The following is a 26,511-nucleotide window of genomic DNA, read 5'->3' as shown; positions in this document are numbered from 1 at the left end:
TCAGCGGGCCGCCGGCACGTTCTTGAAAACGTCCGGGTAGTTGTCCAGCGTCTTGATCCTGTTCAGCGGCCACGCGATGATTGCGGCCTTGCCCTCGAGGTCCTTGAGGTCGACGAATCCGCCGTCGGTCTCCATGTGCGCGCGGGAGTCCGCAGAGTGGTTCCGGTTATCACCCATCACCCACACCTTGCCCTCCGGGACGGTGACGTCAAAGTTGCGGACCTGCGGGACTTCGGCGGGATTGATGTAGGTCTCGTCGACGGAGGTCCCGTTAATGGTCAGTTTACCGCCCGCGTCACAGCAGACCACGTGGTCGCCCGGCAGTCCGATGACCCGCTTGACCAGGTGCTGCTCTGAATTGTCCGGCAGGAGGCCTACGAAGGTCAGGCCGTCCTGAACCCAGGTGAACGGGCCCTGTGCCTTGGCCGGGGCGGGACCGAGCCAGCCCTTGGTGTCACGGAACACCACAACGTCCCCGCGGCTGAGGGCAAAGGGCTCGGGGACCAGGAGGTTGACGAAGATCCGGTCATCCACGTCCAGGGTGTTCACCATGGACTCGGAGGGGATGAAGAAGGCCCGGAACAGGAAGGTCTTGATGAGGAAGGACAACACCACCGCGATGACCACCACGGTGGCAATTTCCTTCAGCCATCCCAGCAAGGGATTGCCGGCGGACTTCCCGGCAGCTTTGGACCCCTGCCGGTCCCGCCGGTGGACGGGTTCTGACGCCTCCGGACCCTCGGCGGGCGTGGAGGAAACTGGAACGGCCGGTACTTCTGAAGCGCCGTCGTGGCGGGGCTCAGGTTTCCGCGCGTGGTTCTCGGGCATTTACCGTCCGTTCTGTGTTGTCGGCCCCGGTGCGGGCGGCCGTGCTACTGGGGCAAATCTATCAAGCGGCCAGAGGATCTGGACCGGCCTGCCGATGACCCGGTCCAGCGGGACGAGTCCGCCGCCGGGGGCGCCGAGCAGGCTCCGTGAATCGGCGGACACCGAACGGTGGTCCCCCATCAGCCACAGCCTGCCTTCGGGAACCACGGTGTTGAACTTCTGCGTACTTGGCGCATCCCCCGGGAAAATGTAGGGCTCATCCAGGGCAGCCCCGTTCACGGTGACCTTTCCGCCGGCGTCGCAGCAGACCACCGTGTCACCGGGGAGGCCGATCACCCGCTTGACGTAGGTGGTGTCGCTGCCGGTCAGCCCGAGCCATTGCATGGCGGAGGCTGCGGCGTCCACCAGTGAGCCCTTGCCGCTGTTCAGGGGCGCAAAGCTGCCGCGACCGTCGAAGACCACAACGTCCCCGTGCCGAATGGGCTCGGCCTGGAAGTCGGTGCGCGAGACCAGGATCCGGTCCCCGCCTTCCAGGAGCGGCTCCATGGACTCGGATGGAATGAAGTAGACATCGAGCCACAGGGACCTCACCAACCCGCTGATGGCGACGGCAAGGAGCAGGGCAAGAAAAACAAAACGCCAGCCCATTTTGCGGGGCTGGCGTTTTGTCTGGTGCATGGTCCGTATCCTGGCGCTGGTGCATTGCTCCGGCGCTTGCCGGCTACGGCCGCGCTCCTGCCTGGTGGTAAATCCGGGTAAGGACTTACTTGGCGGAGCTGAAGTCGCGCTTTTCCTTGATCTTGGCGGCCTTGCCACGCAGTGCACGCATGTAGTACAGCTTGGCGCGGCGGACGTCACCCTTGGTGACAACCTCGATCTTTTCGATGATCGGGGAGTGCACCGGGAAGGTACGCTCCACGCCGACACCGAAGGAAACCTTGCGGACGGTGAAGGTTTCGCGCACGCCGTCACCCTGGCGGCCCAGGACGAAACCCTGGAAAACCTGGACACGGGTGTTCTTGCCTTCGATGATGTTCACGTGCACCTTGAGGGTGTCACCCGCGCGGAATTCGGGAACATCGTTGCGCAGCGAGGCTGCATCGACGGAATCGAGAATATGCATAATTGCACTCCTGGTGAACGCCACAGGTCATTCACTTTGGGTCACGGCAGGCAAGTCGGGCTGCTGGAATGCAGGCCGGGTCTCGCCGCCGAAGTAAAGTCTCCGGCCGCTTCAAGGGTTGATGGGGCCGGTTGTCCGGCTGTTGGCCGCGCAACCCCCTGTGGCAGGTGCGGACCCAGCAGACACAAGGGTTAATTTTGCCATAACGGCAGGGTTACGCCAATTCCGGCGGCGCTAGTCCTGGCGTTCAGCTGCCATCCCGGGCCGGCGGGCAAGCCTGCCGTCCACGACGTCGTAACCAAGGTTGTGCAGTTCGATGCGGTCGGCGCGCGGGAGGCTGCCGGCATCGAACCCTTCCAGCAGGTCCGGACGGCGCTCCGCGGTGCGGCGGTACTGTTCGTGGCGGCGCCACTGGGCGATCCGGCCGTGGTTGCCGCTGAGGAGCACCGGGGGCACTTCGCGGTCCCGCCAGACGGAGGGCTTGGTGTAGACCGGGTACTCCAGGAGCCCGTCCGAGTGGGATTCCTCCACCAGCGACTCGGGATTTCCCACCACCCCGGGCAGCAGGCGGCCAATGGCCTCCACCATGGCCAGGACGGCCACTTCCCCGCCGTTGAGGACGTAGTCGCCCAGGCTCACCGGACGGACAGTGAAGTGCTCCTGCGCCCATTCGATGACCCGCTCATCGATGCCCTCGTACCGTCCGCACGCAAACGCGAGGTGCTGTTCCTCAGCCAGTTCGTAAGCAAGGGCCTGGGTGAACCGCTCGCCGGCGGGCGAGGGGACGATCAGCACGGGCTTGCGGTCCGGGTCCGGGCGCCCGTCGGCCACTGCCGCGAGTGCCTGAGCCCAGGGCTCGGGCTTCATGACCATGCCGGCGCCGCCGCCGTACGGGGTGTCGTCGACGGAACGGTGCTTGTCCGCGGTGAAGCTGCGCAGGTCGTGGACGTGCAGGTCCAGGATGCCGTCCTGGCGGGCCTTGCCGATCAATGAGAGTTCGAGCGGGGCAAGGTATTCGGGGAAGATACTGACGACGTCGATCCGCATCTAGGCGTTGCCTTCGGCTTCCGGGGCGGCGGCTTCGTCCGAGTTGACGTCGAAAAGGCCGTCCGGCGGGGTGAGGAGGATGAAGCCTTCCTCGATGTTCACCTCAGGGACGATCTGCTCCACGAACGGGATGAGGATTTCGTCGCCGCCCGGGGTGGTGACCACCAGCAGGTCCTGGACCGGCATGGTGTTCAGGGCTGTCACTTTGCCCACCACCTGGGACCCGACCCGTGCTTCCAGGCCGACCAGTTCGTGCTCGTACCAGCCCTCGTCGTCGTCCTCGTCCAGCTCTTCGGTTTCGATGAAGAGCTTGGCTCCGCGGAGGGTTTCGGCACGGTTCCGGTCCGCCACTTCCTCAAAACCGAGCAGCAGGATGTCCTTGTTCCAGCGCGCACTGCTCACGGTCAGGGGACCGGCCGAGGCAGGCTGGACCACGAACTCCGTTCCGGGGACAAACCTGTCCTCCGGGGCGTCGGTCAACACCTGGACGGTGACTTCCCCGCGAATGCCGTGCGGCTTGCCAATCCGTGCCACCTGTAGCTGCATCTGTTCCTCTGTTCCGCGTTGTGGTGTTTCTACTGAAAGCACTTTGTTGTGAAAGAACTCCGGCCCCTCCACCTGGTGGTGGAGGGGCCGGAGCAAAAAGTGGTATTGCCGAGCGCTCAGCGGCGACGGTCGGTGTCGACGACGTCGACCCGTACCGGTTCGCCGCCGGCCAGTGCAGCCACCACGGTGCGCAAAGCGCGCGCGGTGCGGCCCTGGCGGCCAATCACCCGTCCGAGGTCGTCCTGGTGAACGCGCACCTCGAGGGTGTCCCCGCGGCGGTTGCTCTTGGAACTGACCTTGACGTCGTCCGGGGAATCAACGATTCCGCGGACCAGGTGCTCCAGCGCTTCTGCCAGCAATCTACTCAGCCTCGGTGGTCTCAGCTTCGGCGTCGGCCGGGGCCTCGGCAGCGTCAGACTTGGAAGCCTTCTTGGTGATGGCTTCCGGGATGATGACCGAGCCCTTTTCCGGGGCAACGAAAGCTTCCTTCTCGACCTTGGTCTTGAGGGTGCCTTCCTGGCCCGGCAGGCCCTTGAACTTCTGCCAGTCACCGGTGATCTTCAGGATCGCGGCAACCTGCTCGGACGGCTGGGCGCCGACGGACAGCCAGTACTGTGCACGCTCGGAGTTGACCTCGATGAACGAGGGCTCTTCGGTGGGGTGGTACTTGCCGATTTCCTCGATGGCGCGGCCGTCACGCTTGGTGCGTGAGTCCGCGACGACGATGCGGTAGTACGGGGCGCGCATCTTGCCGAAGCGCTTAAGGCGAATCTTTACGGCCACTTTTGTGGTCACTCCTGTTTCAGAAAAGGGGTGAACCCGGCGTTCTGCACCCGTGGGGCGGGCCATACTTGCGGGCTCGAAGGACAGGATCCGGACGCGGAGAGAGGGGCCACGCAGATCGAGTACCTGTTTATTGTGCCAGATGAGCGCTGTTATTTCGACTTGGCACTGCCGTCCGTGGCGCCGCAGGCCGCCCGAAGACTGCCTGCGGCCCGCAGGGCAGTTCCGAAAACGGACCGGGAAGGGTCAGGCGGACCAGACGTACAGCCCGGTCCGTTCGGAATCGTCGATTCCGGCAGCAAGTTCCGCCAGCTGCTGCACGTACGTCCGCGCCTGGGCGGCATCAAACGGCATGTCCTCCTGGGCGGCCCATTGCTCCGCCACGTCGTCAAGGACGTTGCCTTCGCCCTCGGTTTCATAGGTGAGCAGGTCGGCCAGGGCCCGGACCATTGCCGGCGGAACGGCAAGGAGGGAGTCGCTGGCGACATCGACCATGGTCAGCTCATAATCGGCCCCGCCGGCGTGGACGGCCGTCCCGGCAAGATCGCCGAGCTGCTCCACCTCGAAGTCGCTGATGCCCTGGATCCGCACGGCCTGGCCGGCAGCAGCGCCGTCCGCGGAGCCGCGTCCTTCATCAAGGAGGCCGGCGCGTTTCAGCGCGGCGTCATGGGTGGCGACAAAGATCTCGGTGAAGCCCATGGCTGGTGCCCTTCTTCCGTTGGCGGAGCTGCGCGCCGGGCGCTGCCTGCCGCCCGGCCGTACGGGATCAGCCTAGTAGCTGCGGGGCGGCCGGCGCACACCCGCGGTCCGCCCGCGCAGCGTGGCCCGGAGCGGGATTAATCAGCGGACGGCCACGCGGATCCGGTTCCGCCACGGGTCCTCGAACCTGAGTTCCGAACCGGTATGGTGGGCGGGCACCCCGGCAACCTTCAGGCGGTCGGTCAGCGCCCCGACGTCGTCCCCTGACGGAACCTCGATGAGCACCTCACCCAGCCCAAGGGTGTCCTTGCGCGGACCTGCGCCGCGGCTGTTCCAGACGTTCATGGCCATGTGGTGGTGGTAGCGGCCTGCGGAGACGAACAGTGCCTGCCCGTGCCAACCCGCGGTCTTTTCGAAACCGAGCGTTCCCACATAGAAGTCGCGGGCGGTCTGCACATCGCCAACCTGGAGGTGGACGTGGCCTACGCCGGCCGCCGTCTGCCGCTGGCCTTCCAGGGACTCCTCGGTGAGGTACTGCTCAAGGTAGCGCTGCGGCGGAAGCGCCAGGCTGTCCATGACCACGTCGGTCCCGTTCCAGGACCAGTTGCTGCGGGGGCGGTCCCAGTACAGCTCGATGCCGTTGCCCTCGGGGTCGGTGAAGTAGAAGGCTTCGCTGACCAGGTGGTCGGCACTGCCCGTGAAGGCCCGCGGCTCGTACTGGGCAGCAGTGGCGACGGTCGCGGCCAGGGAGGCCTGGTCCTCGAAGAGCAGCGCGGTGTGGAACAGGCCCGCCTCTCCCCTGCCGGGAAGGTGCAGTCCGGGAGCCGGCGCAAGGTGGACCAACGGCCGGCCCAGGCGGCCAAGGTAGAGCCCGCCGTCCTGCTCCGCCACCACCTCAAGGCCCAGCGCACGCTGGTAGTAGTCGGTCATGACCTTCATGTCGCCCACTTTGAGCATCACGGTGCCCATGGCGAGGTCGGCAGGAAGAAGATCCTGGCTGCTGGCTGATGCGGTCATTGAAGGCTCCTTGCATTGGCGGCCGTCCCATTGGCGGCCTGTCACCTATTAAAATTACTTGAAGCTTCAATTTATTCCAAGTCCCCGTGAACCGTTTGTCAGCGAATGATCCGCCCGCCCAGCACCACGTGCTCCAGCGCCGTAATGGCCTCCGGTACAGCCCGCGGATCTTCCCGGCATACGACGACGTCGGCGCGGGCCCCCTCTTCCACTCCATCCGCTCCCAGCCAGCTGCGTGCTGCCCAGCAGGCGGAGTCGAGGGCCGCGTCCATGGGGAGGCCGGCGGCGTGCAGGGCGAGGATTTCGTCGGTGATCCCGCCGTGCCGGATCACGCTGCCGGCATCGGTGCCGGCAAAGATGCGCACACCCGCTGCGTGGGCTTCCGCCACCCGCTCGAGCCTGCGTTCCCATAAGGCGCGCATGTGGGCTGCATAGCGCGGGAATTTCGCGTCCGCCTGGGCGGCAATGTCGGGGAAGGTGGCGATATTGATGAGCGTGGGCACGATCGGTACGCCCTGCTCCACGAACCGGGGCAGGTGGCGGGACAGGAGCCCGGTGGCGTGCTCGACGCAGTCGATGCCGGCGTCCAGCACCTGGTCCAGGGTGTCTTCGGCGAAGCAGTGCGCCGTCACCCTGGCGCCTTCGTCGTGCGCCGCCTGGACGGCATCGCGGACGACGGCGGCGGGAAACGACGGCGCCAGGTCACCGGCGCTGCGGTCAATCCAGTCACCCACCAGCTTGACCCAGCCGTCGCCGTCGCGCGCCTGCTTGCGGACGGCCTCCACGAGGCCGTCCGGTTCAACTTCCTCAGCGAAGCCCCGCAGGTAACGGCGCGTCCGGGCGATATGGCGCCCGGCACGGATCAACACCGGGAAGTCCCTGCCACCCTGCATCCAGCGGGTATCCGCCGGCGAGCCGGCATCCCGGACCAAGAGGGTTCCGGCGTTGAGGTCCGCCTGCGCCTGGTCCCTGGCGGCTGCGGGCTCCACGGGGCCTGCGGGGCCCAGGCCGATGTGGCAGTGGGCGTCCACGAAGCCCGGCAGGACCCATCCGTCGAGTACCCGGCCGGGAGGAGTGTCCGGCTTGTTGAACGTGAGCCTTCCGTCCACCGACCACAGTCCATGCCGCACCCGGTCCGGCGCGGTCAGGACGGGTCCACGGAAGTGGATGATGTCTGCCATGGGGCTCCTTTCGATGCCCGGTCAGGCTAGCACCGCAATTATGACAAGCCTGGGTCAGGGGCCTGTGGTAGCTTCGTTCCTGACCACACGGGTGCCCTTGCAGGGGCTGAGATCGGGCTGACGCAGCCTGCGACCGTTGAACCTGTCCGGGTAATGCCGGCGAAGGAAGTGAGTATTCCCTTGAGTACGCAAAACACCCAGTTGAACCCTGCCCTGCTGCCGTCCGCCGGGGAGCCCGGCGACACATCAGTTCCGCAGGTAACCCAGTCACTGAAGTCCCATTCCCTCGCCTACCTTGCGGACGAGGCGTCCGGGATCCGGGTACCGGTGACGGAAATTTCCCTTGAGCCGTCACCCAACGGCCAGCCGAACGCACCCTTCCGGACCTACCGGACTGCCGGACCCGGCAGCGACCCCGTCCGCGGGCTGCAGCCCTTCCGCGCAGAGTGGATCGCCGCGCGCGGGGACACCGAGCCCTACGGCGGCCGGGAGCGCAACCTGCTCGACGACGGCCGCTCGGCCGTGCGCCGCGGCGCTGCCTCCGCGGAGTGGAAGGGCGCACAGCCGGTGCCACGCCGCGCCGTCGACGGCCGGACGGTGACGCAGATGCACTATGCCCGGCAGGGAATCGTCACGCAGGAAATGCGCTTCGTGGCGCTGCGCGAAAACTGCGACGTTGAACTGGTCCGCAGCGAGGTTGCCGCCGGCAGGGCCATCATCCCGAACAACATCAACCATCCGGAATCCGAGCCGATGATCATTGGCAAGGCTTTCCTGGTGAAAATCAACGCGAACATTGGCAACTCCGCGGTGACGAGCTCCATCGCGGAGGAGGTGGACAAGCTGCAGTGGGCCACTCAGTGGGGTGCCGACACCGTCATGGACCTCTCCACCGGCGACGACATCCACACCACGCGGGAGTGGATCATCCGCAACTCCCCCGTGCCGATCGGGACGGTGCCGATCTACCAGGCGCTGGAAAAGGTCAACGGCGAGGCCAACGCACTCACATGGGAGATCTTCCGCGACACCGTGATCGAACAGTGCGAGCAGGGTGTGGACTACATGACCATCCACGCCGGCGTGCTGCTCCGCTATGTCCCGCTCACGGCCAACCGGGTGACCGGCATCGTGTCGCGCGGCGGCTCCATCATGGCCGGCTGGTGCCTGGCCCACCACCAGGAGAACTTCCTGTACACGCACTTCGACGAGCTGTGTGAAATCTTCGCCAAATACGACGTCGCCTTCTCCCTGGGTGACGGCCTCCGCCCTGGTTCCACGGCGGACGCCAACGACGCCGCGCAGTTCGCGGAGCTGGACACGCTCGCCGAGCTGACGCAGCGGGCCTGGGAATACGACGTCCAGGTGATGGTGGAGGGGCCCGGCCACGTTCCCTTCCACCTGGTCCGTGAGAACGTGGAACGGCAGCAGGAGCTGTGCAAGGGTGCGCCCTTCTATACCTTGGGCCCGCTGGTCACCGACATCGCTCCCGGCTACGACCACATCACGTCGGCAATCGGCGCCACCGAGATTGCCCGGTACGGGACCGCCATGCTCTGCTACGTCACGCCGAAGGAACACCTGGGCCTGCCCAACAAGGACGACGTCAAGACGGGTGTCATCACCTACAAGATCGCGGCGCACGCGGCGGACCTGGCCAAGGGCCACCCGGGGGCGCACGAACGGGACGACGCCCTGTCCAAGGCACGGTTCGAATTCCGCTGGCGCGACCAGTTCGCCCTGTCCCTGGATCCTGTGACCGCGGAGGCGTTCCACGACGAGACGCTTCCCGCTGAACCGGCCAAGACGGCGCACTTCTGTTCCATGTGCGGCCCCAAGTTCTGCTCCATGCGGATCAGCCAGGACATCCGTGACGAATACGGGTCGGCAGACTCGCAGGCGGCACTGGCGGACATGGCATCCGGCATGCGGGAGAAGAGCCAGGAGTTCCTGGCCAAGGGCGGCAAGGTGTACCTGCCGGAACCGACGGTCGCTGCCGGCAGCTAGGACGCCCGGGCGGGCTGGCTTCGGCTGACCCCGCTGATGAACTGGCGGATGGCCCGGTCCCCGTCCAGGGAGTCCTGGGGCCGGTGCCCTCCCGCGGCAACGCGGTGCAGGGCACCGGTCTCCTTGAGGTACCCGGCAATTTCCTCATAAAGCGGCTCCCAGCCACCGGACAGGACCAGCGTGGGGACACCGGGAACAATATGCAGCGGCGCATCCCAGGACGGCGCCTGAAGGCGCAGCCTGCGGGCGGAGCGTTTTTCCTCGATGGTGGCCGGCTGCTGGAGGTCGGTGGCGTAGACGCGGCGGACGAATTCGCGCTGGAAGTCGTCGTCACTGAGCTGGTGGCGGACGTCGAAAAGCGGCTGCATCAGGCTGATATGCGCGGCCGTGGCCGGCAGTTCCGCCGTCAGCGACAAGCAGGCCGGTTCCACCAGGGTCAGGGAAAAGACCAGGTCGGGACGTTCCACCGCGGCCATCATGGCGGGGATCGCCCCCTGGGAGTGCGCCACCACATGTCCGCCGGCGGCCCCGCGGCCATCGTCGGCAAGCGACCTTAGGATGATCGCGGTGTCTTCCGCGAAGGAGGATTCCAGCGGCTCCGCGGCGGAATCGTAGCCGTGCCTGCGGAGGAACAGGGCATCATAGGCAAGTCCCATGCCGTGCTGGCGGGGCCATGCGGCGGCGCCAAAGGTACCGGCGCCGTGCACGAACACTACCCTCTGCTTGAACATATCCCAACCCTATTCCACGGTGCCGGCATCCCAAGTAAGTAGCGCGAGGTGTCGTTTTGACCGGTCAAAACGACACCTGGCGCTACTCAGTTGGTTGCTACTTGCCCATGAACTTGTCGAAGCCCTTGGGAAGGTTCAGCTGGGACGGGTCGAAATCGCCGCCCTGCTGGCCGAAGGCCGCGCCGGTGGGCAGTGCCTTGGCAGCGTTGGCCCGGCGGGCCTCGGCCTCCTTGCGCTCCTGCGCAGCCTTGGCCGGGTTTCCCGACTTCGGCTTCTTTTTCGGCGCGTTCTTGGCATTCTTGCGCGCACCGCCGCCGGCTCCGGGCAGGCCGGGCATCCCGGGCATTCCCGGCATGCCGCCCTGTGCCATCTTCTTCATCATCTTCTGGGCCTGGGCGAAGCGCTCCAGCAGGCCATTGACCTCGGAGACGTGGACACCGGAACCACGGGCGATGCGGGCGCGCCGTGAGCCGTTGATGATCTTGGGGGCCAGCCGCTCGTGGGGGGTCATGGACCGGACGATCGCCTCGACGCGGTCAATCTCCCGCTCGTCGAACTGTTCGAGCTGCTGCCGGATGTTCTGCGCGCCCGGCATCATCATGAGCATCTTCTTCATAGAGCCCATGTTGCGGATCTGCTGCATCTGGGCCAGGAAGTCTTCGAGGGTGAAGTCTTCCTGGTCGGCGAACTTCTTCGCCATGCGGGCAGCTTCGTCTTTGTCCCAGGCCTTTTCGGCCTGCTCGATGAGCGTGAGGATGTCGCCCATGTCCAGGATGCGCGAGGCCATCCGGTCCGGGTGGAACAGCTCGAAGTCGTCCAGGCCTTCACCGGTGGAAGCGAACATGACCGGCTTGCCGGTGACCGACGCAACGGACAGTGCGGCACCACCGCGGGCATCGCCGTCGAGCTTGGACAGCACGATGCCGGTGAAGTTCACGCCTTCGTCGAACGCCAGGGCCGTGTTGACGGCGTCCTGGCCGATCATGGAGTCGATCACGAACAGGACTTCGTTGGGGACGATGGCCCGGCGGATCTGGCGGGCCTGCTCCATCATGCCGGCGTCCACGCCAAGGCGGCCGGCGGTGTCCACGATGACGACGTCGTGCAGCTTCTGGCGTGCTTCCTCCACACCGGCGCGCGCGACGGCGACCGGGTCACCGGCGGGCTGGTCCAGCTCCGTGGAGGTGGCTCCCGGGTGCGGGGCGAAGACCGGCACGTTGGCGCGCTGGCCCACCACCTGGAGCTGGGTGACGGCGTTGGGGCGCTGGAGGTCGCACGCCACCAGCAGGGGGCTGTGGCCCTGGGCCTTCAGCCACTTGGACAGCTTGCCGGCCAGGGTGGTCTTGCCCGCACCCTGGAGGCCGGCCAGCATGATGACGGTGGGGCCGTTCTTTGCCAGCCGGATCCGCCGGGTCTCGCCGCCGAGGATCTCCACGAGTTCCTCGTTGACGATCTTGACGATCTGCTGGCTGGGGTTCAGGGCAGCCGAAACCTCGGCGCCGAGTGCGCGTTCGCGGACGCGGCCCGTGAATTCACGGACCACCGGAACGGCGACGTCGGCGTCCAAAAGGGCACGGCGGATCTCGCGGACAGTGGCATCAACATCGGCCTCCGTCAGGCGGCCCTTGCCGCGGAGATTCTTGAAGGTTGCTGTCAACCGGTCAGAGAGTGAATTGAACACGCGCCGTGAACTTCTTTCAGGAGATGATCGGGACTCGACTATCTAGGGTATCAAGTCAGGCACGGTAGATGGCATGCTGGCAAAATGACGAGCCAAACAACTGTCAAGACCCTGCTCATCCTCGGCGCCTCGGGCGACCTCACGGGCCGGCTCCTCCTGCCGGGCCTCGCCCGCCTTGTTGCGGCAGGCCGGGCGGAGGGCCTCAGCCTGGTGGGCGCAGGTTCGGATCCGTGGACACCGGAACAATGGCGGGAGCGGGTGGAGTCGTCCTTTGCCGCGGCGGCCGGCACAGCTGACCAGCCGGGGAAGGACGCCCTGGAGGCCATGCAGAAGGAGACGGCCTACCATCAGGTGGACGTCACGGCCAAGGGTGCCCTTGCCGCCCTGCTCGCCGGGCTGCACGGCCCGGTGGCCGTCTACTTCGCCCTTCCGCCCCGGATCAGCCAGCTGGCCTGCGAGACGCTCCAGCCGGCGGAGGTTCCGGAAGGCACCCGCCTGGTGATGGAGAAGCCGTTCGGCTCCAGTGAGGAGTCGGCCCGTTCCCTGAACCGGACCCTAAGCCGCCTTGTCCCGGAGGACCACATCCACCGGGTGGACCACTTTTTGGGCAAGGCCACGGTCCTGAACATCCTGGGCCTGCGGTTCGCCAACAACTTCCTTGAACCCGTGTGGAACCGGCAGCACGTGGAAAAGGTAGAGATCTTCTTCGACGAGGACCTGGCGCTGGAAGGGCGTGCCCGCTACTACGACGGCGCCGGCGCGCTCCGCGACATGATCCAGAGCCACCTCCTGCAGGTCATGGCCATCATGGCGATTGAACCGCCCGCCACCATCGGCGAGCGCGACCTCCGGGACGCGGTCTCCGCCGTCCTCCGCGCCAGCAGCGTCAGGACCCCCTTCACCGACTCAACGCGGCGGGCCCGCTACACGGCGGGTTCCGTGGCAGGCAAGGAGGTGCCGGACTATGCCAAGGAGGACGGGGTGGACCCGGCCCGGGGCACGGAAACCCTCGCCGAGATCCAGGTGGACATCGACAACTGGCGCTGGCGGGGCGTCCCCTTCATCCTCCGCTCGGGCAAGGCCCTGGGCGACAAGCGGAAGGAAGCGGTGGTCACCTTCCTTCCGGTGCCCCACCTCCCGCAGGGCTTTACCGGGGTGGACTCCCCCAACCAGCTGCGGATCGGTTTCGGTCCCGACACGCTGGAGTTCGACGTCGACGTCAACGGTCCCGGGAACATTTTCAGCCTGGGCCGGGTCACCCTGGAAGCGGAACTGAGCGCCTCCGACCTCCTGCCCTACGGTGAAGTGCTCGAAGGTGTCCTGACCGGCGACCCGCTGCTGTCCGTCCGGAGCGACACTGCCGAGGACTGCTGGCGGATTGTCGAGCCCGTGCTCAAGGCCTGGGAACAGGGCAAAGTTCCCCTGGAGGAGTACGACGCCGGATCGGCCGGGCCGGCGTCATGGCCCACCAACCGGCACAAGGACTGAGCCTTCACGGCAGACAGGACGGGCGGGAACCTTTCGGTTCCCGCCCGTCCTGTATCACTCTTCAGTTGTTGCCCTGCAGGGGACCGTGCCGCCCCGCCTAGATGGCGGCCACTCCGCGTTCCCCGGTCCGGACGCGCACTGCCTCATGGACGTCCATGGTCCAGACCTTGCCGTCCCCGGCCCGGCCGGTGTTGGAACTGGCAATGATCACGTCCAGGATGTCGTCGGCCTGTTCGTCAGTGGCCAGGACTTCCACCCGGATCTTGGGCAGGAGGTCCACGTTGTATTCCGCTCCGCGGTAGACCTCGGTGTACCCGCGCTGCCGGCCGTACCCGCTTGCCGCGCTGACGGTCAGGCCCTGCACGCCGTAGGCTTCCAGGCCCTCCCTGATGGCTTCGAGCTTTTCCGGCCTGACGATTGCAGTGATCAGTTTCATGCCCCCACGCTTTCCTTACCTGTTGCCGGCTGTGCCTTTTGCGCACCCGGTGCTGCCTGGACCGTCTCGCCCTGGCCCTTGCCGGTGATCATGTCGTGCAGCGGCTGGAAGCTTCCACCGTGGCCGCTGAGACCGAACTCGTAGGCAGTCTCGGCGTGCAGGCTGAGGTCCACACCCACCGTTTCCTGTTCCTGCGAGACCCGGAAGCCCATGGTCTTGTGGATGGCCAGCGCAATGATGGACGTCAGGACCGCTGAGTAGGCAATCGCGATGCCGGCTGCCGCGAGCTGCGCCCACAGCTGGGTGAGTCCGCCGCCGTAGAAGAGGCCGCCGCCAACACCGTCGGTGGGCAGTGCGATGAAGCCCAGGGCCACGGTGCCGATGATGCCTGAGACGAGGTGGACGCCGACGACGTCCAGGGAGTCATCGAAGCCCCAGCGGAACTTGAGTCCCACGGCGAGGGCTGAGGCGACACCGGCGACCACGCCGAGGCCAAGGGCACCGACCGGGCTGACGTTGGCGCAGGCGGGGGTGATGGCCACGAGGCCGGCCACGACGCCGGACGCGGCACCGAGCGAGGTGGGGTGTCCGTCGCGGATGCGCTCGGTGACGAGCCAGCCGAGCATGGCCGCGGCCGGGGCTGCGAGGGTGTTGATCCAGATGAGGCCGCCCTGTTCGGCAGTGGTGGCCGCGCCGCCGTTGAAGCCGAACCAGCCGAACCACAGGATGGCTGCGCCGAGCATGACGAACGGGATGTTGTGCGGGCGGTGGTTGGGGTCCTTGCCGAAGCCCCTGCGGTTGCCGATGATCAGGACCAGGATCAGTGCTGCCACACCTGCGTTGATGTGGACCACGGTGCCGCCGGCGAAGTCGATGGCCGGGCCGAGGGCCTTGCCGATGGCGCCTTCGGGGCCGAAGAGGCCGCCGCCCCACACCATGTAGGCCAACGGGCAGTACACCAGCGTGACCCAGATGGGAACGAACACGGACCAGGCGCCGAACTTGGCGCGGTCGGCGATGGCGCCGCTGATCAGGGCCACGGTGATAATGGCGAAGGTGGCTGCGTAGCCCACCTTGATCAGCCCGTCAGGGGTGGTGATCCCTTCAAGGCCGAATGTGGCGAACGGGTTGCCCACAATTTCCATGAACCCTTCCCCGGAGCTCATGGAGGCGCCCCACAGGACCCAGACAACGCCCACCATGCCGATGGAGATGAAGCTCATCATCATCATGTTCAGGGCTGCCTTGGCGCGGGTCATGCCGCCGTAGAAAAATGCCAGACCGGGTGTCATGAACAGCACGAGAGCTGCCGCTACCATGACCCAAACGTGACCTGCGGTAAGTTCCATGGTGCACGTCCTCTCTCATCGAATCTTGCGGAATACTCCGCCTGCCAACGCCTTTTTGCGTCCTGTAATGAGTGTGTGGGCGGCGTGTTTCGCCCGCGGAGGATTTAGATTGCGGGCCTGTTACAACAACCTCTAGGAAGTAAATGGTGCATATCCGCCTTGTTACGGTTATGTTTCCGCACCCGCGCAGCCACCCGGCTCCCTTTCCAGCAAGGACTCCTGCACCATGACGGCACCACCCCGCTCAAGAGGCGCCACTTCGAGGTTTTTGGCCCGGCTGAGGCCCCAGCGGGAGAAACTCCCCCGGGACATTAAGGTGATGCTGGCCGCGGCGTTCCTGATCGCGCTTGGCTTCGGGCTTGTTGCGCCGGTATTGCCGCAATTCGCAACAACCTTCGGTGTGGGGAACACTGAGGCCGCTGTCATCGTGGCCATCTTCGCTTTCATGCGCCTTGCATTCGCCCCTGCCGGCGGCGCCCTGATCGGCAGGCGCGGGGAACGCCCCATCTACGTTGCCGGGCTGCTGATCGTGGCGCTGTCCACTGCGGCGTGCGCCTTTGCCCAGGACTACTGGCAGCTGCTGCTCTTCCGCGGGCTGGGCGGGGCCGGGTCTGTGATGTTCACGGTGGCATCGATGGCCCTGGTGGTCCGGCTGGCGCCGCCCCAAAGCAGGGGCAGGGTCTCGGGGGCCTACGCGTCGGCCTTCCTGATCGGAAATGTGTGCGGGCCGATCGTGGGCGGCCTGCTGGCGGGACTGGGCCTGCGGGTCCCGTTCCTTGCCTACGCCGCCGCACTGCTTGTGGCCGCATTCGTCGTCCAGACCCAGCTGAGCCACCAGCGCCGGGGAGGTGCCGAGGTACAGGACCGCGCCCCGGACATGCGCTTTGGCGAAGCGCTGGCTGCCGGAACGTACAGGTCCGCCCTGGTCTCCAGCTTTGCCAATGGGTGGGCGACCTTTGGCGTCCGGATGGCAACGGTGCCGCTGTTCGCTGCGGCGGCCTTCGGGGCAGGTCCGCAGGCCGCCGGCCTGGCACTGGCAGTATTTGCTGCCGGCAACGCCGCTGCCCTGACCTTCTCGGGACGGCTGGCGGACTCCGTGGGGCGCAAGCCCATGATGATCTCCGGCCTCCTGGTGGCGGCCCTGTCCACCGCAGCCATCGGCATCACCTCAGACCTGCCCTGGTTCCTGGCAGCGTCGACGCTCGCCGGCGTGGGGTCCGGACTTTTCGGTCCCGCCCAGCAGGCCGCCGTCGCCGATGTCATTGGCAACGGGCGGTCCGGGGGCAAGGTGCTGGCGGTGTACCAGATGACGTCCGACGTCGGAGCGATCGTTGGGCCGCTCGTGGCGGGCATGCTCGCGGACATGTTGGGGTTCGGCTGGGCTTTCGGCGTGACCGGCGGGGTCATGCTCCTTGCTGCCGCCGGCTGGCTGCCCACCCGCGAGACACTGCGCGCGGCCGGTTCCTAGGCGCCCCTGTCAGTTCAGCAGGGCGTCAACAAAGCCTTCGGTGTCAAAGGGGGCAAGGTCGTCGGCGCCTTCGCCCAGCCCGATGAGCTTGACGGGCACGCCGAGGGTCTTCTGGATGGCGACGACGATGCCGCCCTTCGCGGTTCCGTCCAGCTTGGTCAGGACGATGCCGGTGATGTTGACCACCTCCGAGAAGACCCGCGCCTGGTTGAGTCCGTTCTGGCCGGTGGTGGCATCGAGCACCAGCAAGACCTCGTCCACCTCGGCCAGCTTCTCCACGACGCGCTTGACCTTGCCCAGTTCGTCCATCAGGCCCACCTTGTTCTGCAGGCGGCCGGCGGTGTCGATCATGACCACGTCGACTTCCTGCTCGATGCCGGCCTTCACTGCTTCGTAGGCAACCGAGGCGGGGTCGGCGCCGTCGATGTCCGACTTCACGGTGGGAACGCCCACGCGCTGGCCCCACGTGGCCAACTGCTCAGCGGCAGCGGCGCGGAACGTGTCCGCGGCGCCCAGCAGGACGTCCTTGTCCTCGGCCACCAGCACACGGGCCAGTTTGCCCACGGTGGTGGTCTTGCCCACGCCGTTCACGCCCACCACCATCATCACGGCGGGCTTGTCGGCATGCCGCTGTACGTTGAGGCTGCGGTCCATAGTGGGGTCCACAAGCTTGATGAGTTCTTCCCGGAGCATGGTCTTGACGTGTTCGGGGGTGCGGGTGCCCAGTACCTTGACGCGCTCCCGGAGGGCGTCAACCAGCTGCATGGTGGGTTCGGTGCCCAGGTCCGCGAGCAGGAGGGTTTCCTCCACTTCATCCCAGACGCTCTCGTCGATCCGGTCGCTGGACAGCAGCGCCAGCAGGCCCTTGCCCATGACGTTGTTGGAGCGGGCCAGCCGTTCCCGGAGCCGGGCCAGGCGGCCGGCGACGGGCAGCGGGGTTTCGACGGGAATGGTTTCCAGCCCGGCCGCATTGTCCGGGACGGTGGTGGTGTCCAGCCCGTCGAGGTCCACACCCTCCGGAGCCCTGCCTTCGATGGTTCCTTCGCGGTCCGCCACCGCCGTGCTTCCGCCGGAGCGGATTTCGGGGTCGTTGGCATCCCTGGTGCCCGGGTAGCGGGTGATGTTCCTCCGCGTCTTCAGCAGGACCGGAATCAGCCCGCCGATGACCACAAGCGCAGCAAGAATGGACAGAACAATGGGAAGGATGTCATTCACTCCCCTAGCTTCTCACAAACGGCCCGCCCGCTTCTGGCAGCTATCAGGCAGCTGACCAGCCGCTATACCTCGGCCCCCAACCGCTGGCTGATGACAGTGGAGACGCCGTCGCCCCTCATGGTGACCCCGTACAGCGCGTCCGCCACTTCCATGGTCCGCTTCTGGTGCGTGATGACGATCAGCTGGCTGGATTCCCGGAGTTCTTCGAAAATGGTGATGAGCCGGCCGAGGTTGGTGTCATCCAGGGCCGCCTCCACCTCGTCCATGACGTAGAAGGGCGAGGGCCGCGCCTTGAAGATGGCCACCAGGAGCGCCACTGCGGTCAGGGAGCGTTCGCCGCCGGAGAGCAGGGACAGCCGCTTGATCTTCTTGCCGGCAGGACGGGCCTCCACTTCGATGCCGGTGGTGAGCATGTCCGCCGGGTCGGTCAGGACCAGGCGTCCCTCGCCGCCGGGAAAGAGCCGCCCGAAAACCCGGACGAACTGGGCCTGCGTGTCCTCGAACGCTTCGGCAAAGACCCGCTGGACCCTGTCATCCACTTCCTTGATGATGTCCAGCAGATCCCGCCGGCTCGCCTTCAGGTCCTCAAGCTGGGTGCTGAGGAACTGGTGCCGCTCCTCCAGCGCCGCGAATTCCTCCAGCGCCAGGGGGTTGACCTTGCCCAGGCTTGCGAGGTCCCGCTCAGCCTTCCGCAGCCGTTTCTCCTGCTCCTGCCGGACATAGGGCTTGCCATCCCTGATCTCTTCCCCGTCCGCGTCAACCGGGGCCCGCAGGGCCGCCCATTTGTCACCGGATTCCTCCGCCGGAACGGGCACCGGCACGTGCGGCCCGAATTCGTTGACCAGCGCTTCGGGGGTGATGCCCAGCTCATCCACGGAGCGGGTTTCCACCGCCTCGATCCTGGCGCGCTGCTGGGCGCGGGCGAGTTCGTCGCGGTGCACGTTGTCGGTGAGTTGGGCCAGCTCCCTGGCCAGGGCATCGTTCGCCTCCCGGATCTCCCGCAGCCCGCGGTCGCGGAGTTCGCGGTTCTCCTCGGCCAGGTCCCGTTCGTGCCGCGCACGGTCCACGGAGACGTCCACAAAGCCAAGAGCCAGTTCCACCCCCGAGGAAACGGCGGCCGCCCGCCGGGCCTGGATGCGGCGGCGGCGGGCGCGCTCTGCCGCCTCCTCACGGGCGCGGCGTTCGGTGGCGGCGGCGCGTTCCAGGGACGCCACCCTGTTGCGGGTGGCCACCAATTGCTCTTCGGCACTGCGCAGCGACAACCGTGCCTCGACCTCGGCCGCGCGGGCGGCGGAGGCTGCACGCGCCAGGGCGTCGCGCTGCTCCGTGGACGGCTCCTCTTCCACCGGCGCTTCCTGCGCCGCGGCCAACCGGGCAGCGACGGCGGCGAGCGCTTCCTCCTCCGCCGCGACGTTGCCTTCGGCCCGTGCCAGGGACGCTGCCAGCCGTTCGCTCTCGCCAACGGCGCTGCGCAGGACAGAGTTCAGGTGGCCCAAACGTTCGGCTACGGCGGCGAGGCGGGCGTCGGATTCGTGCAGTTTGTCGAGCGCAGCGTCCGCCTCCTCCTGCGCCCCCGTGCGCCGTGCCTCCGCGGCGGCCAGGGCGAACCTGTTCCGCTCCAGGTCTGCCGTGACCGCGGAAAGTCCGCGCCCGGCGTCGTCCACGGCCGCCTGCACCTCGAGGAGGGACGGCGCCTTGGCAGAGCCGCCCGTGGCGGAGACGGCAGTGAAGACGTCCCCTTCGCGGGTGACGGCGGTCATGTCCGGCAGTGCGGCAACCAGGGCAGCCGCGGCGTCGATGCCGGGTACGACGGCGGTCCGGGACAGCAGGTGCCGGACCAGGGCGACGTGCCCCGAAGGCCCATCGACCAGGCCGGCGGCCCACTGCGCTCCCTCAGGCAGCGTCACCTGCCCGCCATCCCCCTGGCGGGGTTCCGGTGCCGATGCGAGGAGCAGCGACGCCCGCCCGGCGTCGTCGTCCTTGAGCCGCCTCAGCACAGCGGCCGCCGCCTCCCCGTCCTGGACGAGCACTGCCTCTGACGCTTCCCCCAGGGCGGCGGCGATGGCCGGCTCGTACCCTCCCTGCACGCTGATCCCGGCAGCGAGGCTTTCCTGCACGCCGGGGAGCCCGGACTCCAGCACGTGCCTGGCACCGTCCTTGCGGTCAAGGCCGAGCTTCAGTGCATCGAGGCGCGCGGCGAGGGCGTCCCGCTTGCGGACCCCCTCGTTGACGGCGGCTTTGAGGTCCGCGATCTCCCCCAGCACGGCGTCCAGGACATCGCTGGCAGCCTCGTAGTCGGCGTCAAGGGATTCCTCTCCCTCCTCCACACCGGCAACCTGGTTTTCCAGCGCCGTGAACTCGGCCTGGGCACGGGCCCGGCGTTCGGTTCCGGCGGCAAGGGATTCGCGCAGCCTTCCAAGTTCCGCCTGGGCGGACTCCACCCGGGACCTGGCCGCCGCGACCTGGCCGGCCAGCCGCGCCAGGCCCTCGCGCCGGTCCGCTGCGGCACGGAGCTGGGCGGTGAGCCGCTGGTCCTCGGCCTGTGCGGCCCGCTCCGCTTCCACCTTCGCTGCGCTGGCCGCGTCCAGGGTGCTCCGCCTGGACTGGATGTCCTGTTCGAGTTTGGCCAGTTCCTGCCGCACCCGGGCCGCCTGGCGCTCCAGCTGTTCGGGGTCCCGACCGGAAGACGGCGCGGCATCGTCGGAACCCAGCAGCCGGCTCCGTTCCGTGGCGAGCGAGCCGAGCGACCGAAGCCGTTCACGGGCCGTGGACAACCGGTACCAGGTATCCCTGGCGGCATTGAGCCGCGGTGTGGCCTCGGCTGCGAGCTGTTCCAACGCTGCCTGCTGCCTGCGCCCGGCCTCGAGTTCCTGCTCGACGGCGGTCCGGCGCGCCTTGAGCGCCGCTTCGTCCGCCACATCCTGCTCCAGGGCCTGCTGCAGCTGCACCAGGTCGTCGGCGAGCAGGCGCGCCCGGGCGTCCCGGACGTCGAACTGGACCCGCTGCGCGCGGCGGGCCACCTCGGCCTGCTTCCCAAGGGGCGTGAGCTGCCGCCGGATCTCCCCGGTAAGGTCGGTCAGGCGCTGGAGGTTGGCCTGCATGGCCTCGAGCTTCCGTACCGTCCGTTCCTTGCGGCGCCGGTGCTTGAGGATCCCGGCAGCCTCCTCAATGAAGCCGCGGCGGTCCTCGGGAGTGGCGTGCAGGACGCGGTCCAGCTGGCCTTGGCCCACGATGACGTGCATTTCCCGGCCCAGGCCGGAATCGGAGAGCAGTTCCTGGATGTCCAGCAGGCGGCAGCCTGCACCGTTGATGGCATATTCGGATCCGCCCGTCCGGAACAGCGTCCGGGAGATCGTGACTTCGCTGTACTCGATGGGGAGTGCGCCATCGTTATTGTCGATGGTGAGCGAAACGTGGGCGCGGCCCAGCGGCGGACGCCCGGACGTGCCGGCAAAAATGACGTCCTCCATCTTGCCGCCGCGCAGGGTTTTGGCCCCTTGCTCGCCCATGACCCACGCCAGGGCGTCCACCACGTTGGACTTGCCGGATCCGTTGGGACCCACAACGGCGGTGACGCCGGGTTCGAAGTCGAAGGTGGTGGCGGACGCAAAGGACTTGAACCCCCGGACGGTGAGGCTTTTGAGGTGCAAGGCTTTTCTGGTCTCCTGGAGCGGGTGGGGCATTTTGCTGGAACCGGGTCACTACAATCTACTGCGCAGGACCGACATTTCCCGGCAGCAGCACCCGGGAACCGGCACGGGCACCGGGGGCGGATATGCGTGTTCCGGCACTGCAAAGGCATAGTTAAGCTCTTGAGCCTGCGCAGATGTGGGTACGGTCACCGCAGGAATGCGGGACGAAAACGAAGAGGGGCTTGAATTGGCAGGTAATGCAACCTTCCGCCACAGCAACACCGCGCTGCTCTCGGTGAGCAGCGTCGAGGCTCCAAGGATTGTGAGCTCCACGGACTTTGACCGGCGGCTGGCATCGACCCTGCAGCGGCTCAAGTTTCCGCCGCGGCTGCTCGAGCGCGTGGCGGGCATCACGCACCGCCGGTGGTGGGCTGCCGGAACGTCGTTCGACGACGCCGCGGTGGAAGCCGGCGCCAAGGCCCTCGCCGAGGCCGGCATCGAAACCTCCGACGTTGGGCTGCTGATCAACACCTCGGTGACCCGGCGCAACCTTGAACCCTCAGTGGCGGTGAAGATCCACCACAGCCTGGGCCTGCCGTCGTCGGCCATGAACTTCGACCTTGCCAACGCCTGCCTGGGCTTCGTGAATGCCCTGACCCTGGCAGCCAACATGATCGACTCGGGCCAGATACGGTACGCCGTCATTGTCAACGGCGAGGACGCCCAGCTGACGCAGGAGGCCACCCTGGCCCGGCTGCAGCGGCCCGAGACAACGCGCGATGACTTCAACCGGGAGTTCGCCACCCTGACCCTGGGATCCGGGGCGGCAGCGGCCGTCCTGGGGCCCGCCGACGAGCACCCGGGAGCACACCGGGTGGTGGGCGGCGTGATGCGCGCCGGCACCGAGCACCACGAGTTGTGCGTGGGCGGCATCGACGGCATGAACACCGACACGAAGGGGCTGCTCGACGGCGGCCTCCAGCTCGTGGTCGATGCATGGCAGGAAGCCCAGCCCGAATGGGACTGGGCCGCGATGGACCGCTACGTCACGCACCAGGTCAGCAACGCCTACACCCAGGCCATCATCGATGCGATCGACCTGGACCCGGACAAGGTGCCCATCACGTTCCCGCACTGGGGCAATGTGGGTCCGGCATCGCTCCCCATGACGCTCGCAGCCGAGGCGCAGTCGTTGGGCAGCGGTGACAGGGTGTTGTGCATGGGCGTCGGATCCGGCCTGAACACCGCAATGCTGGAAATCGTTTGGTGATCGCGGACTGGCCGGGCGTCAACCCCGAGTGGTCGCGCCACATCGATGTCCCCTCCACATCGGGGGCTGATTCCCCCGGCACGGTGCGCCGCTGGCACCTGCTGGACAATGGCGGGGAACTGGCACGCCGCGGCCTGGCTCCCCAGGGAACCCTGTTGTGCGTTCACGGCAATCCCACGTGGTCCTACCTGTGGCGGAGCCTGCTGGCCGCCGGATCGGATCCCGCGCACCCGTGGCGCGTGGTGGCCGTGGACCAGCTGGACATGGGTTTCTCCGAGCGGACCGGGACCTTCCGGCGGCTGGCGGACAGGATCAACGACCTTGGCGACGTGACCGCCGCCCTGGACTTGGCAGGGCCCGTGGTCTCGGTGGGCCACGACTGGGGCGGGGTCATCAGCCTCGGCTGGGCGCTGGCCCACACCGACCAACTGGCCGGCGTGGTCCTGACCAACACCGCCGTCCACCAGCCCGCCGGCTCCCCCATCCCGCCGGCGCTGCGCCTTGCCCTCCACCCTGCCGTGCACCCGTGGGGCACCACCACTACCGATGCTTTCCTGCGGGTGACGCATTCGCTGGCACACCCGCCGCTGCCCGCGGACGTGCGGAACGCCTTCATGGCCCCGTACCGCAGCGCCCCACGCCGTGCGGGGGTGGGCAACTTCGTGGCGGACATTCCCGTTGACGCCTCACACCCCAGCTTTGCTGCCCTCAACGGCGTCGCGGAGGGCGTGCGCGGCCTTGAGGTGCCGGTCCTGATGCTGTGGGGCCCACGGGACCCCATCTTCTCCGACCGCTACCTGAAGGATCTGCTCACCCGCCTCCCCCACGCGGACGTGCACCGCTACGAGGGTGCGGGGCACCTGGTGGCAGAGGACCGGAACATCGCGCCGGCGGTCTTCGACTGGCTTGCCGGCCGCGTCACGCACGGCGGCGACAGTGTAGCGGACCCTGGCCCAGCTGCTGAAGGCGACGCGGTCACTGGACCCGCAGCCCCGGCTGACGGCCGTGGCTTCACGCCCTTGTGGACGCTTCTTGGGGAGTTGGCCGCCGGCCCGTCCGCGGGCGGAAGGGCCGTCGTCGAAATGGCACCGGATGGCACGGTGGCCCGCTCCCTCACCTGGCGGCAGCTGGAAGAAAGCGTCGGGCACCTCTCCGCAGGCCTGCAGGGGGCCGGAGTAGGACCGGGCAGCCGGGTGAGCCTGATGGTCCCGCCCGGGGTGGACCTGACCGTGGCCCTGTATGCCTGCCTACGGCTGGGAGCCGTGGTGGTGGTTGCCGACGCCGGCCTGGGCACCAAGGGACTGAGCCGGGCGGTCAAGGGAGCGACGCCCGATGTCCTGATCGGGATTGACAAAGCCCTTGCCGCTGCCCGGGCACTGGGCTGGGCGTCCAGGCGCATCAGTGTGCAGGACCTGCCGGCAGGTCGGCGCCGGCTCCTCGGGGCGGAGACCTCACTCGCCGCCCTGGCCAGGGCAGGCGCGGGGCGTGCCGCTGCCGGCACCGCTCCCGCCTCCAGCCCGGACGCAGACTCCCCGGCCGCCGTCCTTTTCACGTCCGGCTCCACCGGTCCCGCCAAGGGCGTGTTGTACACCCACCGGCAGCTTGCGGCCATGCGGGACACCGTGGCGGGAACCTTCGGCATCAAGCCGGGCCAGAAGCTGGTGGCAGGCTTTGCGCCGTTCGCCTTGCTGGGGCCGGCGCTGGGAACCGTGTCCGTAACGCCGGCCATGGATGTCACAGCGCCCCGGACCTTGACCGCGCGCGCCCTGGCCGATGCTGCAGCGGCCATCGACGCCACGGTGGTCTTCGCGTCCCCTGCCGCCCTGCGCAACGTCGTCGCCACCCGGGACGGCCTCAGCCCGGAGGGCACCGCTGCACTCGGCCGCGTCCAGCTGCTGCTCTCTGCCGGCGCACCGGTTCCGGAACCTCTCCTTGCGGAGGTGCAGCAGCTGCTGCCCGCCGCCTCGTTGCATACCCCCTACGGCATGACCGAGGCCCTGCCTGTCACCGATATCAGCCTCGAACAGATCCAGGCCGCGGCGGCCGACGCCGAAGCCGGAAGAACGCCAGGGGCCGGCAACGGCGTCTGCGTAGGGCATCCCGTCCAGGGCGCCCGCATAGCCGTGATCCCGTTGGCGGCCGACGGTACCGCCCCGGGGGCTGAGCCGGTGACGGAACCGGGGGTAACGGGGGAAATCCTGGTCAGCGCGCCGCACGTCAAGGACGGCTACGACAGGCTTTGGCTGACCGGGCAGGCGAGCGCCGGGCCGGCCGGCTGGCACCGCACCGGAGATGTGGGCCATTTCGACGCCGATGGCCGCCTGTGGGTGGAAGGGCGCCTGGCGCACATCATCACGGCGCCCCCTGGAGTGGTCACTCCGGTCGGCGCCGAACAGGCCATCGAACGGCTGGACGGTGTCCGGATGGCAGCCGTCGTGGGCGTGGGCCCCCCGGGCACCCAGGCCGTCGCCGCCGTCGTCGAAACCGTACCGCCGGCCCGTAAGGCCGGCCCTGCGGGCACGGAAATGGCTGGGAAGGTACGGAGCGCCGCCCAGGATGCAGGCGTGTCCGTGGCGGCAGTCCTGGTTGTCCCCGCGCAACCCACCGACATCCGCCACAACGCAAAGATCGACAGGTCGCGGCTGGCCCAATGGGCCTCGTCAGTGCTGGCCGGCGGCAGGCGGGTGGCGCCGTGAAAATCCTGGTCACCGGGGCAAGCGGCCTGCTGGGGCGGGAAGTGGCAGGGCTGCTGGTGCGCAGGGGCCACGCCGTCACCACCTTCCAGCGGCGTCCCTCAGAGATCGACGGCGCGGCGGACCATTGCGGTTCGCTCACCGACGACGCCGCCGTCAGGACTGCCGTGAGGGACACCGAGGCAGTCATCCACCTCGCGGCCAAAGTATCCTTCACCGGCCGGGCCGACGAGTTTGACCGGGTGAACGTGGAGGGAACGCGGCGCCTGGTCCTGGCGGCGCGCGAAGCCGGAGTCAGCGACTTTGTATTTGTCTCCTCACCGTCGGTGGCCAATTCAGGCGCCGCCATCGCCGGACTCGGCGCAGAACCGGCCGATCCGGCACGCGCCCACGGCGACTACGCCCGCACCAAAGCGCAGGCGGAGCTTTTGGCCCTCGACGCGGACGCCCCGGGCTTCCGCGTCGCCGCCGTGCGGCCGCACGTGGTCTGGGGACCCGGTGACACCCAGCTGGTGGAACGCGTGCTGGCGCGGGCGGCCCGGAACCGCCTGCCGCTGCTGGATGCGGGCGCTGCGCTTATCGACACCACGTATGTGGACAATGCGGCGGCGGCGATCGTTGCGGCCCTGGACCGTATCAGTGAAATCCACGGGAGGGCGCTGGTTGTCACCAATGGCGAACCGCGGCCGGTAGGCGAACTGATTGCCGGCATCTGCGCCGCCGGGGGCGTTCCCGCGCCGTCGTGGTCCGTACCGGGAAAGCTTGCCCGGATTGCGGGATCAGTGGTGGAAAAAGCGTGGCCCAGGCTCGGCAAAGAGGACGAACCGCCCATGACCAGGTTTCTTGCTGAACAGCTGTCCACGGCACACTGGTTCGATCAGCGTGAGACCCAAAAACTCCTTGCCTGGACTCCCGCCGTCTCCATCGATGAAGGCCTTGAGCGGCTGGCGGACTACTACCGCTCCCGCTGAGCCCCTTCACCGGCGCTGGGGCGCCAGGCTCCCGTGACGTTGCCGGGACAGCTCATGGGCGCAGGGCTCATATCCCGGTGACGACGGGGCCCCAGGGGCCTGTGTGGATTTCCACACACCTGCCCGAAATGGTTTTCCATTTCCTGCAGGCGCGTCCCGGCCGCCCCTAGACTCTCGCTTACAGGGCAGCCTGCTGGCTGGCGTTGGTGGTCTCAAAAGGTCTTTCGGACCGGTTCCCGCCAACGCCTTCCAACTGCCAGTGCAGACAGCTCCGGTTATTGGGTCCTGACGCAGGGACAACTGAATATCTTGGTTTGGCTGCCCCGGGGGGAGCGGCTTTCGGAAG

General features: G+C 67.6%; 22 protein-coding genes and 1 riboswitch. Of the genes, 6 read left to right on the top strand and 16 right to left on the bottom strand.

All coding sequences use genetic code 11. The annotated features are described in order from the left end of the window. The 10 genes from lepB (MRBLMD1_RS05365) to MRBLMD1_RS05320 all read right to left on the bottom strand — a co-directional run bounded on the left by lepB (MRBLMD1_RS05365) (position 1) and on the right by MRBLMD1_RS05320 (position 7,224). Positions 1-828 carry a signal peptidase I gene (gene lepB, locus MRBLMD1_RS05365; protein ID WP_159631745.1) on the bottom strand — a complete coding sequence of 276 codons (828 nt, stop codon included), beginning with the start codon at positions 826-828 and terminating at the stop codon, positions 1-3. Beyond that, complete coding sequence (gene lepB, locus MRBLMD1_RS05360; protein WP_364397953.1) at positions 829-1,506, bottom strand: signal peptidase I; 678 nt, start codon at positions 1,504-1,506, stop codon at positions 829-831. 85 nt (positions 1,507-1,591) lie between these two features. Beyond that, entirely contained in the window at positions 1,592-1,951 is a 360-nt protein-coding gene (gene rplS / locus MRBLMD1_RS05355) for a 50S ribosomal protein L19 (protein ID WP_018768283.1), read from the bottom strand. A 234-nt stretch (positions 1,952-2,185) separates the two neighbouring features. Then, positions 2,186-2,998 carry a tRNA (guanosine(37)-N1)-methyltransferase TrmD gene (gene trmD / locus MRBLMD1_RS05350; protein WP_364397950.1) on the bottom strand — a complete coding sequence of 271 codons (813 nt, stop codon included), beginning with the start codon at positions 2,996-2,998 and terminating at the stop codon, positions 2,186-2,188. Beyond that, positions 2,999-3,544, bottom strand: coding sequence for a ribosome maturation factor RimM (rimM, locus tag MRBLMD1_RS05345; RefSeq protein WP_364397948.1), 546 nt, complete (start codon positions 3,542-3,544; stop codon positions 2,999-3,001). Positions 3,545-3,660: 116 nt separating this feature from the next. Beyond that, positions 3,661-3,903, bottom strand: a complete 243-nt coding sequence (locus MRBLMD1_RS05340; RefSeq protein ID WP_013601399.1) for an RNA-binding protein — start codon at positions 3,901-3,903, stop codon at positions 3,661-3,663. 1 nt (position 3,904) lies between these two features. After that, positions 3,905-4,327 carry a 30S ribosomal protein S16 gene (rpsP, locus tag MRBLMD1_RS05335; protein ID WP_043453174.1) on the bottom strand — a complete coding sequence of 141 codons (423 nt, stop codon included), beginning with the start codon at positions 4,325-4,327 and terminating at the stop codon, positions 3,905-3,907. A 246-nt stretch (positions 4,328-4,573) separates the two neighbouring features. Continuing rightward, positions 4,574-5,026: a hypothetical protein gene (locus MRBLMD1_RS05330; RefSeq protein WP_224026396.1), complete on the bottom strand. Its 453-nt coding sequence runs from the start codon at positions 5,024-5,026 to the stop codon at positions 4,574-4,576. 141 nt (positions 5,027-5,167) lie between these two features. After that, positions 5,168-6,043 (bottom strand): VOC family protein, encoded by an 876-nt coding sequence (locus tag MRBLMD1_RS05325; protein ID WP_141160153.1) that lies wholly within the window; start codon positions 6,041-6,043, stop codon positions 5,168-5,170. 98 nt (positions 6,044-6,141) lie between these two features. After that, the gene (locus MRBLMD1_RS05320) at positions 6,142-7,224 is read right to left on the bottom strand and encodes an amidohydrolase family protein (RefSeq protein ID WP_364397945.1); all 1,083 of its coding nucleotides are present in this window, start codon (positions 7,222-7,224) and stop codon (positions 6,142-6,144) included. Between the two features lie 77 nt (positions 7,225-7,301). Then, positions 7,302-7,409: riboswitch (TPP riboswitch) on the top strand. On the opposite strand from MRBLMD1_RS05320, the gene thiC reads away from it, so the two are divergent. Further along, entirely contained in the window at positions 7,405-9,231 is a 1,827-nt protein-coding gene (gene thiC, locus MRBLMD1_RS05315; RefSeq protein ID WP_414703665.1) for a phosphomethylpyrimidine synthase ThiC, read from the top strand. It overlaps the preceding riboswitch by 5 nt. On the opposite strand, the gene MRBLMD1_RS05310 is transcribed toward thiC, so the two are convergent. Both MRBLMD1_RS05310 and ffh read right to left on the bottom strand, forming a co-directional pair. Then, entirely contained in the window at positions 9,228-9,962 is a 735-nt protein-coding gene (locus tag MRBLMD1_RS05310; protein ID WP_364397943.1) for an alpha/beta hydrolase, read from the bottom strand. The genes thiC and MRBLMD1_RS05310 overlap by 4 nt on opposite strands. 97 nt (positions 9,963-10,059) lie before the next feature. Continuing rightward, positions 10,060-11,643 (bottom strand): signal recognition particle protein, encoded by a 1,584-nt coding sequence (gene ffh, locus MRBLMD1_RS05305; protein ID WP_159631738.1) that lies wholly within the window; start codon positions 11,641-11,643, stop codon positions 10,060-10,062. 84 nt (positions 11,644-11,727) lie between these two features. Here ffh and MRBLMD1_RS05300 point away from each other — a divergent pair, with 84 nt between their 5' ends. Beyond that, positions 11,728-13,131 carry a glucose-6-phosphate dehydrogenase gene (locus MRBLMD1_RS05300; protein WP_364397941.1) on the top strand — a complete coding sequence of 468 codons (1,404 nt, stop codon included), beginning with the start codon at positions 11,728-11,730 and terminating at the stop codon, positions 13,129-13,131. Between the two features lie 97 nt (positions 13,132-13,228). Here the strand turns inward: MRBLMD1_RS05300 and MRBLMD1_RS05295 are convergent, their stop codons facing one another. Further along, complete coding sequence (locus tag MRBLMD1_RS05295; protein ID WP_159631736.1) at positions 13,229-13,567, bottom strand: P-II family nitrogen regulator; 339 nt, start codon at positions 13,565-13,567, stop codon at positions 13,229-13,231. Then, on the bottom strand, positions 13,564-14,916 hold the full coding sequence (locus MRBLMD1_RS05290) for an ammonium transporter (protein WP_364397939.1): 1,353 nt from the start codon (positions 14,914-14,916) through the stop codon (positions 13,564-13,566). The genes MRBLMD1_RS05295 and MRBLMD1_RS05290 overlap by 4 nt, the downstream gene beginning before the upstream one ends. A 226-nt stretch (positions 14,917-15,142) precedes the next feature. Between MRBLMD1_RS05290 and MRBLMD1_RS05285 the strand changes: the two genes are divergently transcribed. Further along, on the top strand, positions 15,143-16,384 hold the full coding sequence (locus MRBLMD1_RS05285) for an MFS transporter (protein ID WP_364397937.1): 1,242 nt from the start codon (positions 15,143-15,145) through the stop codon (positions 16,382-16,384). Between the two features lie 9 nt (positions 16,385-16,393). On the opposite strand, the gene ftsY is transcribed toward MRBLMD1_RS05285, so the two are convergent. Further along, on the bottom strand, positions 16,394-17,599 hold the full coding sequence (ftsY, locus tag MRBLMD1_RS05280) for a signal recognition particle-docking protein FtsY (protein WP_364397935.1): 1,206 nt from the start codon (positions 17,597-17,599) through the stop codon (positions 16,394-16,396). A gap of 62 nt (positions 17,600-17,661) precedes the next feature. Beyond that, positions 17,662-21,249, bottom strand: coding sequence for a chromosome segregation protein SMC (gene smc, locus MRBLMD1_RS05275; RefSeq protein ID WP_364397933.1), 3,588 nt, complete (start codon positions 21,247-21,249; stop codon positions 17,662-17,664). A 199-nt stretch (positions 21,250-21,448) separates the two neighbouring features. On the opposite strand from smc, the gene MRBLMD1_RS05270 reads away from it, so the two are divergent. The 3 genes from MRBLMD1_RS05270 to MRBLMD1_RS05260 are packed head-to-tail and all read left to right on the top strand — an operon-like array spanning position 21,449 to position 26,165. Further along, entirely contained in the window at positions 21,449-22,501 is a 1,053-nt protein-coding gene (locus MRBLMD1_RS05270; protein ID WP_364398032.1) for a 3-oxoacyl-ACP synthase III, read from the top strand. Further along, positions 22,495-25,197, top strand: coding sequence for an alpha/beta fold hydrolase (locus tag MRBLMD1_RS05265; protein WP_364397931.1), 2,703 nt, complete (start codon positions 22,495-22,497; stop codon positions 25,195-25,197). Before MRBLMD1_RS05270 ends, MRBLMD1_RS05265 begins: the two co-directional genes overlap by 7 nt. Next, positions 25,194-26,165 (top strand): NAD-dependent epimerase/dehydratase family protein, encoded by a 972-nt coding sequence (locus MRBLMD1_RS05260; protein ID WP_224026404.1) that lies wholly within the window; start codon positions 25,194-25,196, stop codon positions 26,163-26,165. Before MRBLMD1_RS05265 ends, MRBLMD1_RS05260 begins: the two co-directional genes overlap by 4 nt. Positions 26,166-26,511: the final 346 nt, after the last annotated feature.

The organism is Pseudarthrobacter sp. LMD1-1-1.1, assembly GCF_040676255.1.
In the GTDB taxonomy this organism is placed as follows: domain Bacteria; phylum Actinomycetota; class Actinomycetes; order Actinomycetales; family Micrococcaceae; genus Arthrobacter.
The sequence above is the reverse complement of the archived record's forward strand: the minus strand, read 5'-3'. Positions and strand labels throughout refer to the sequence as shown.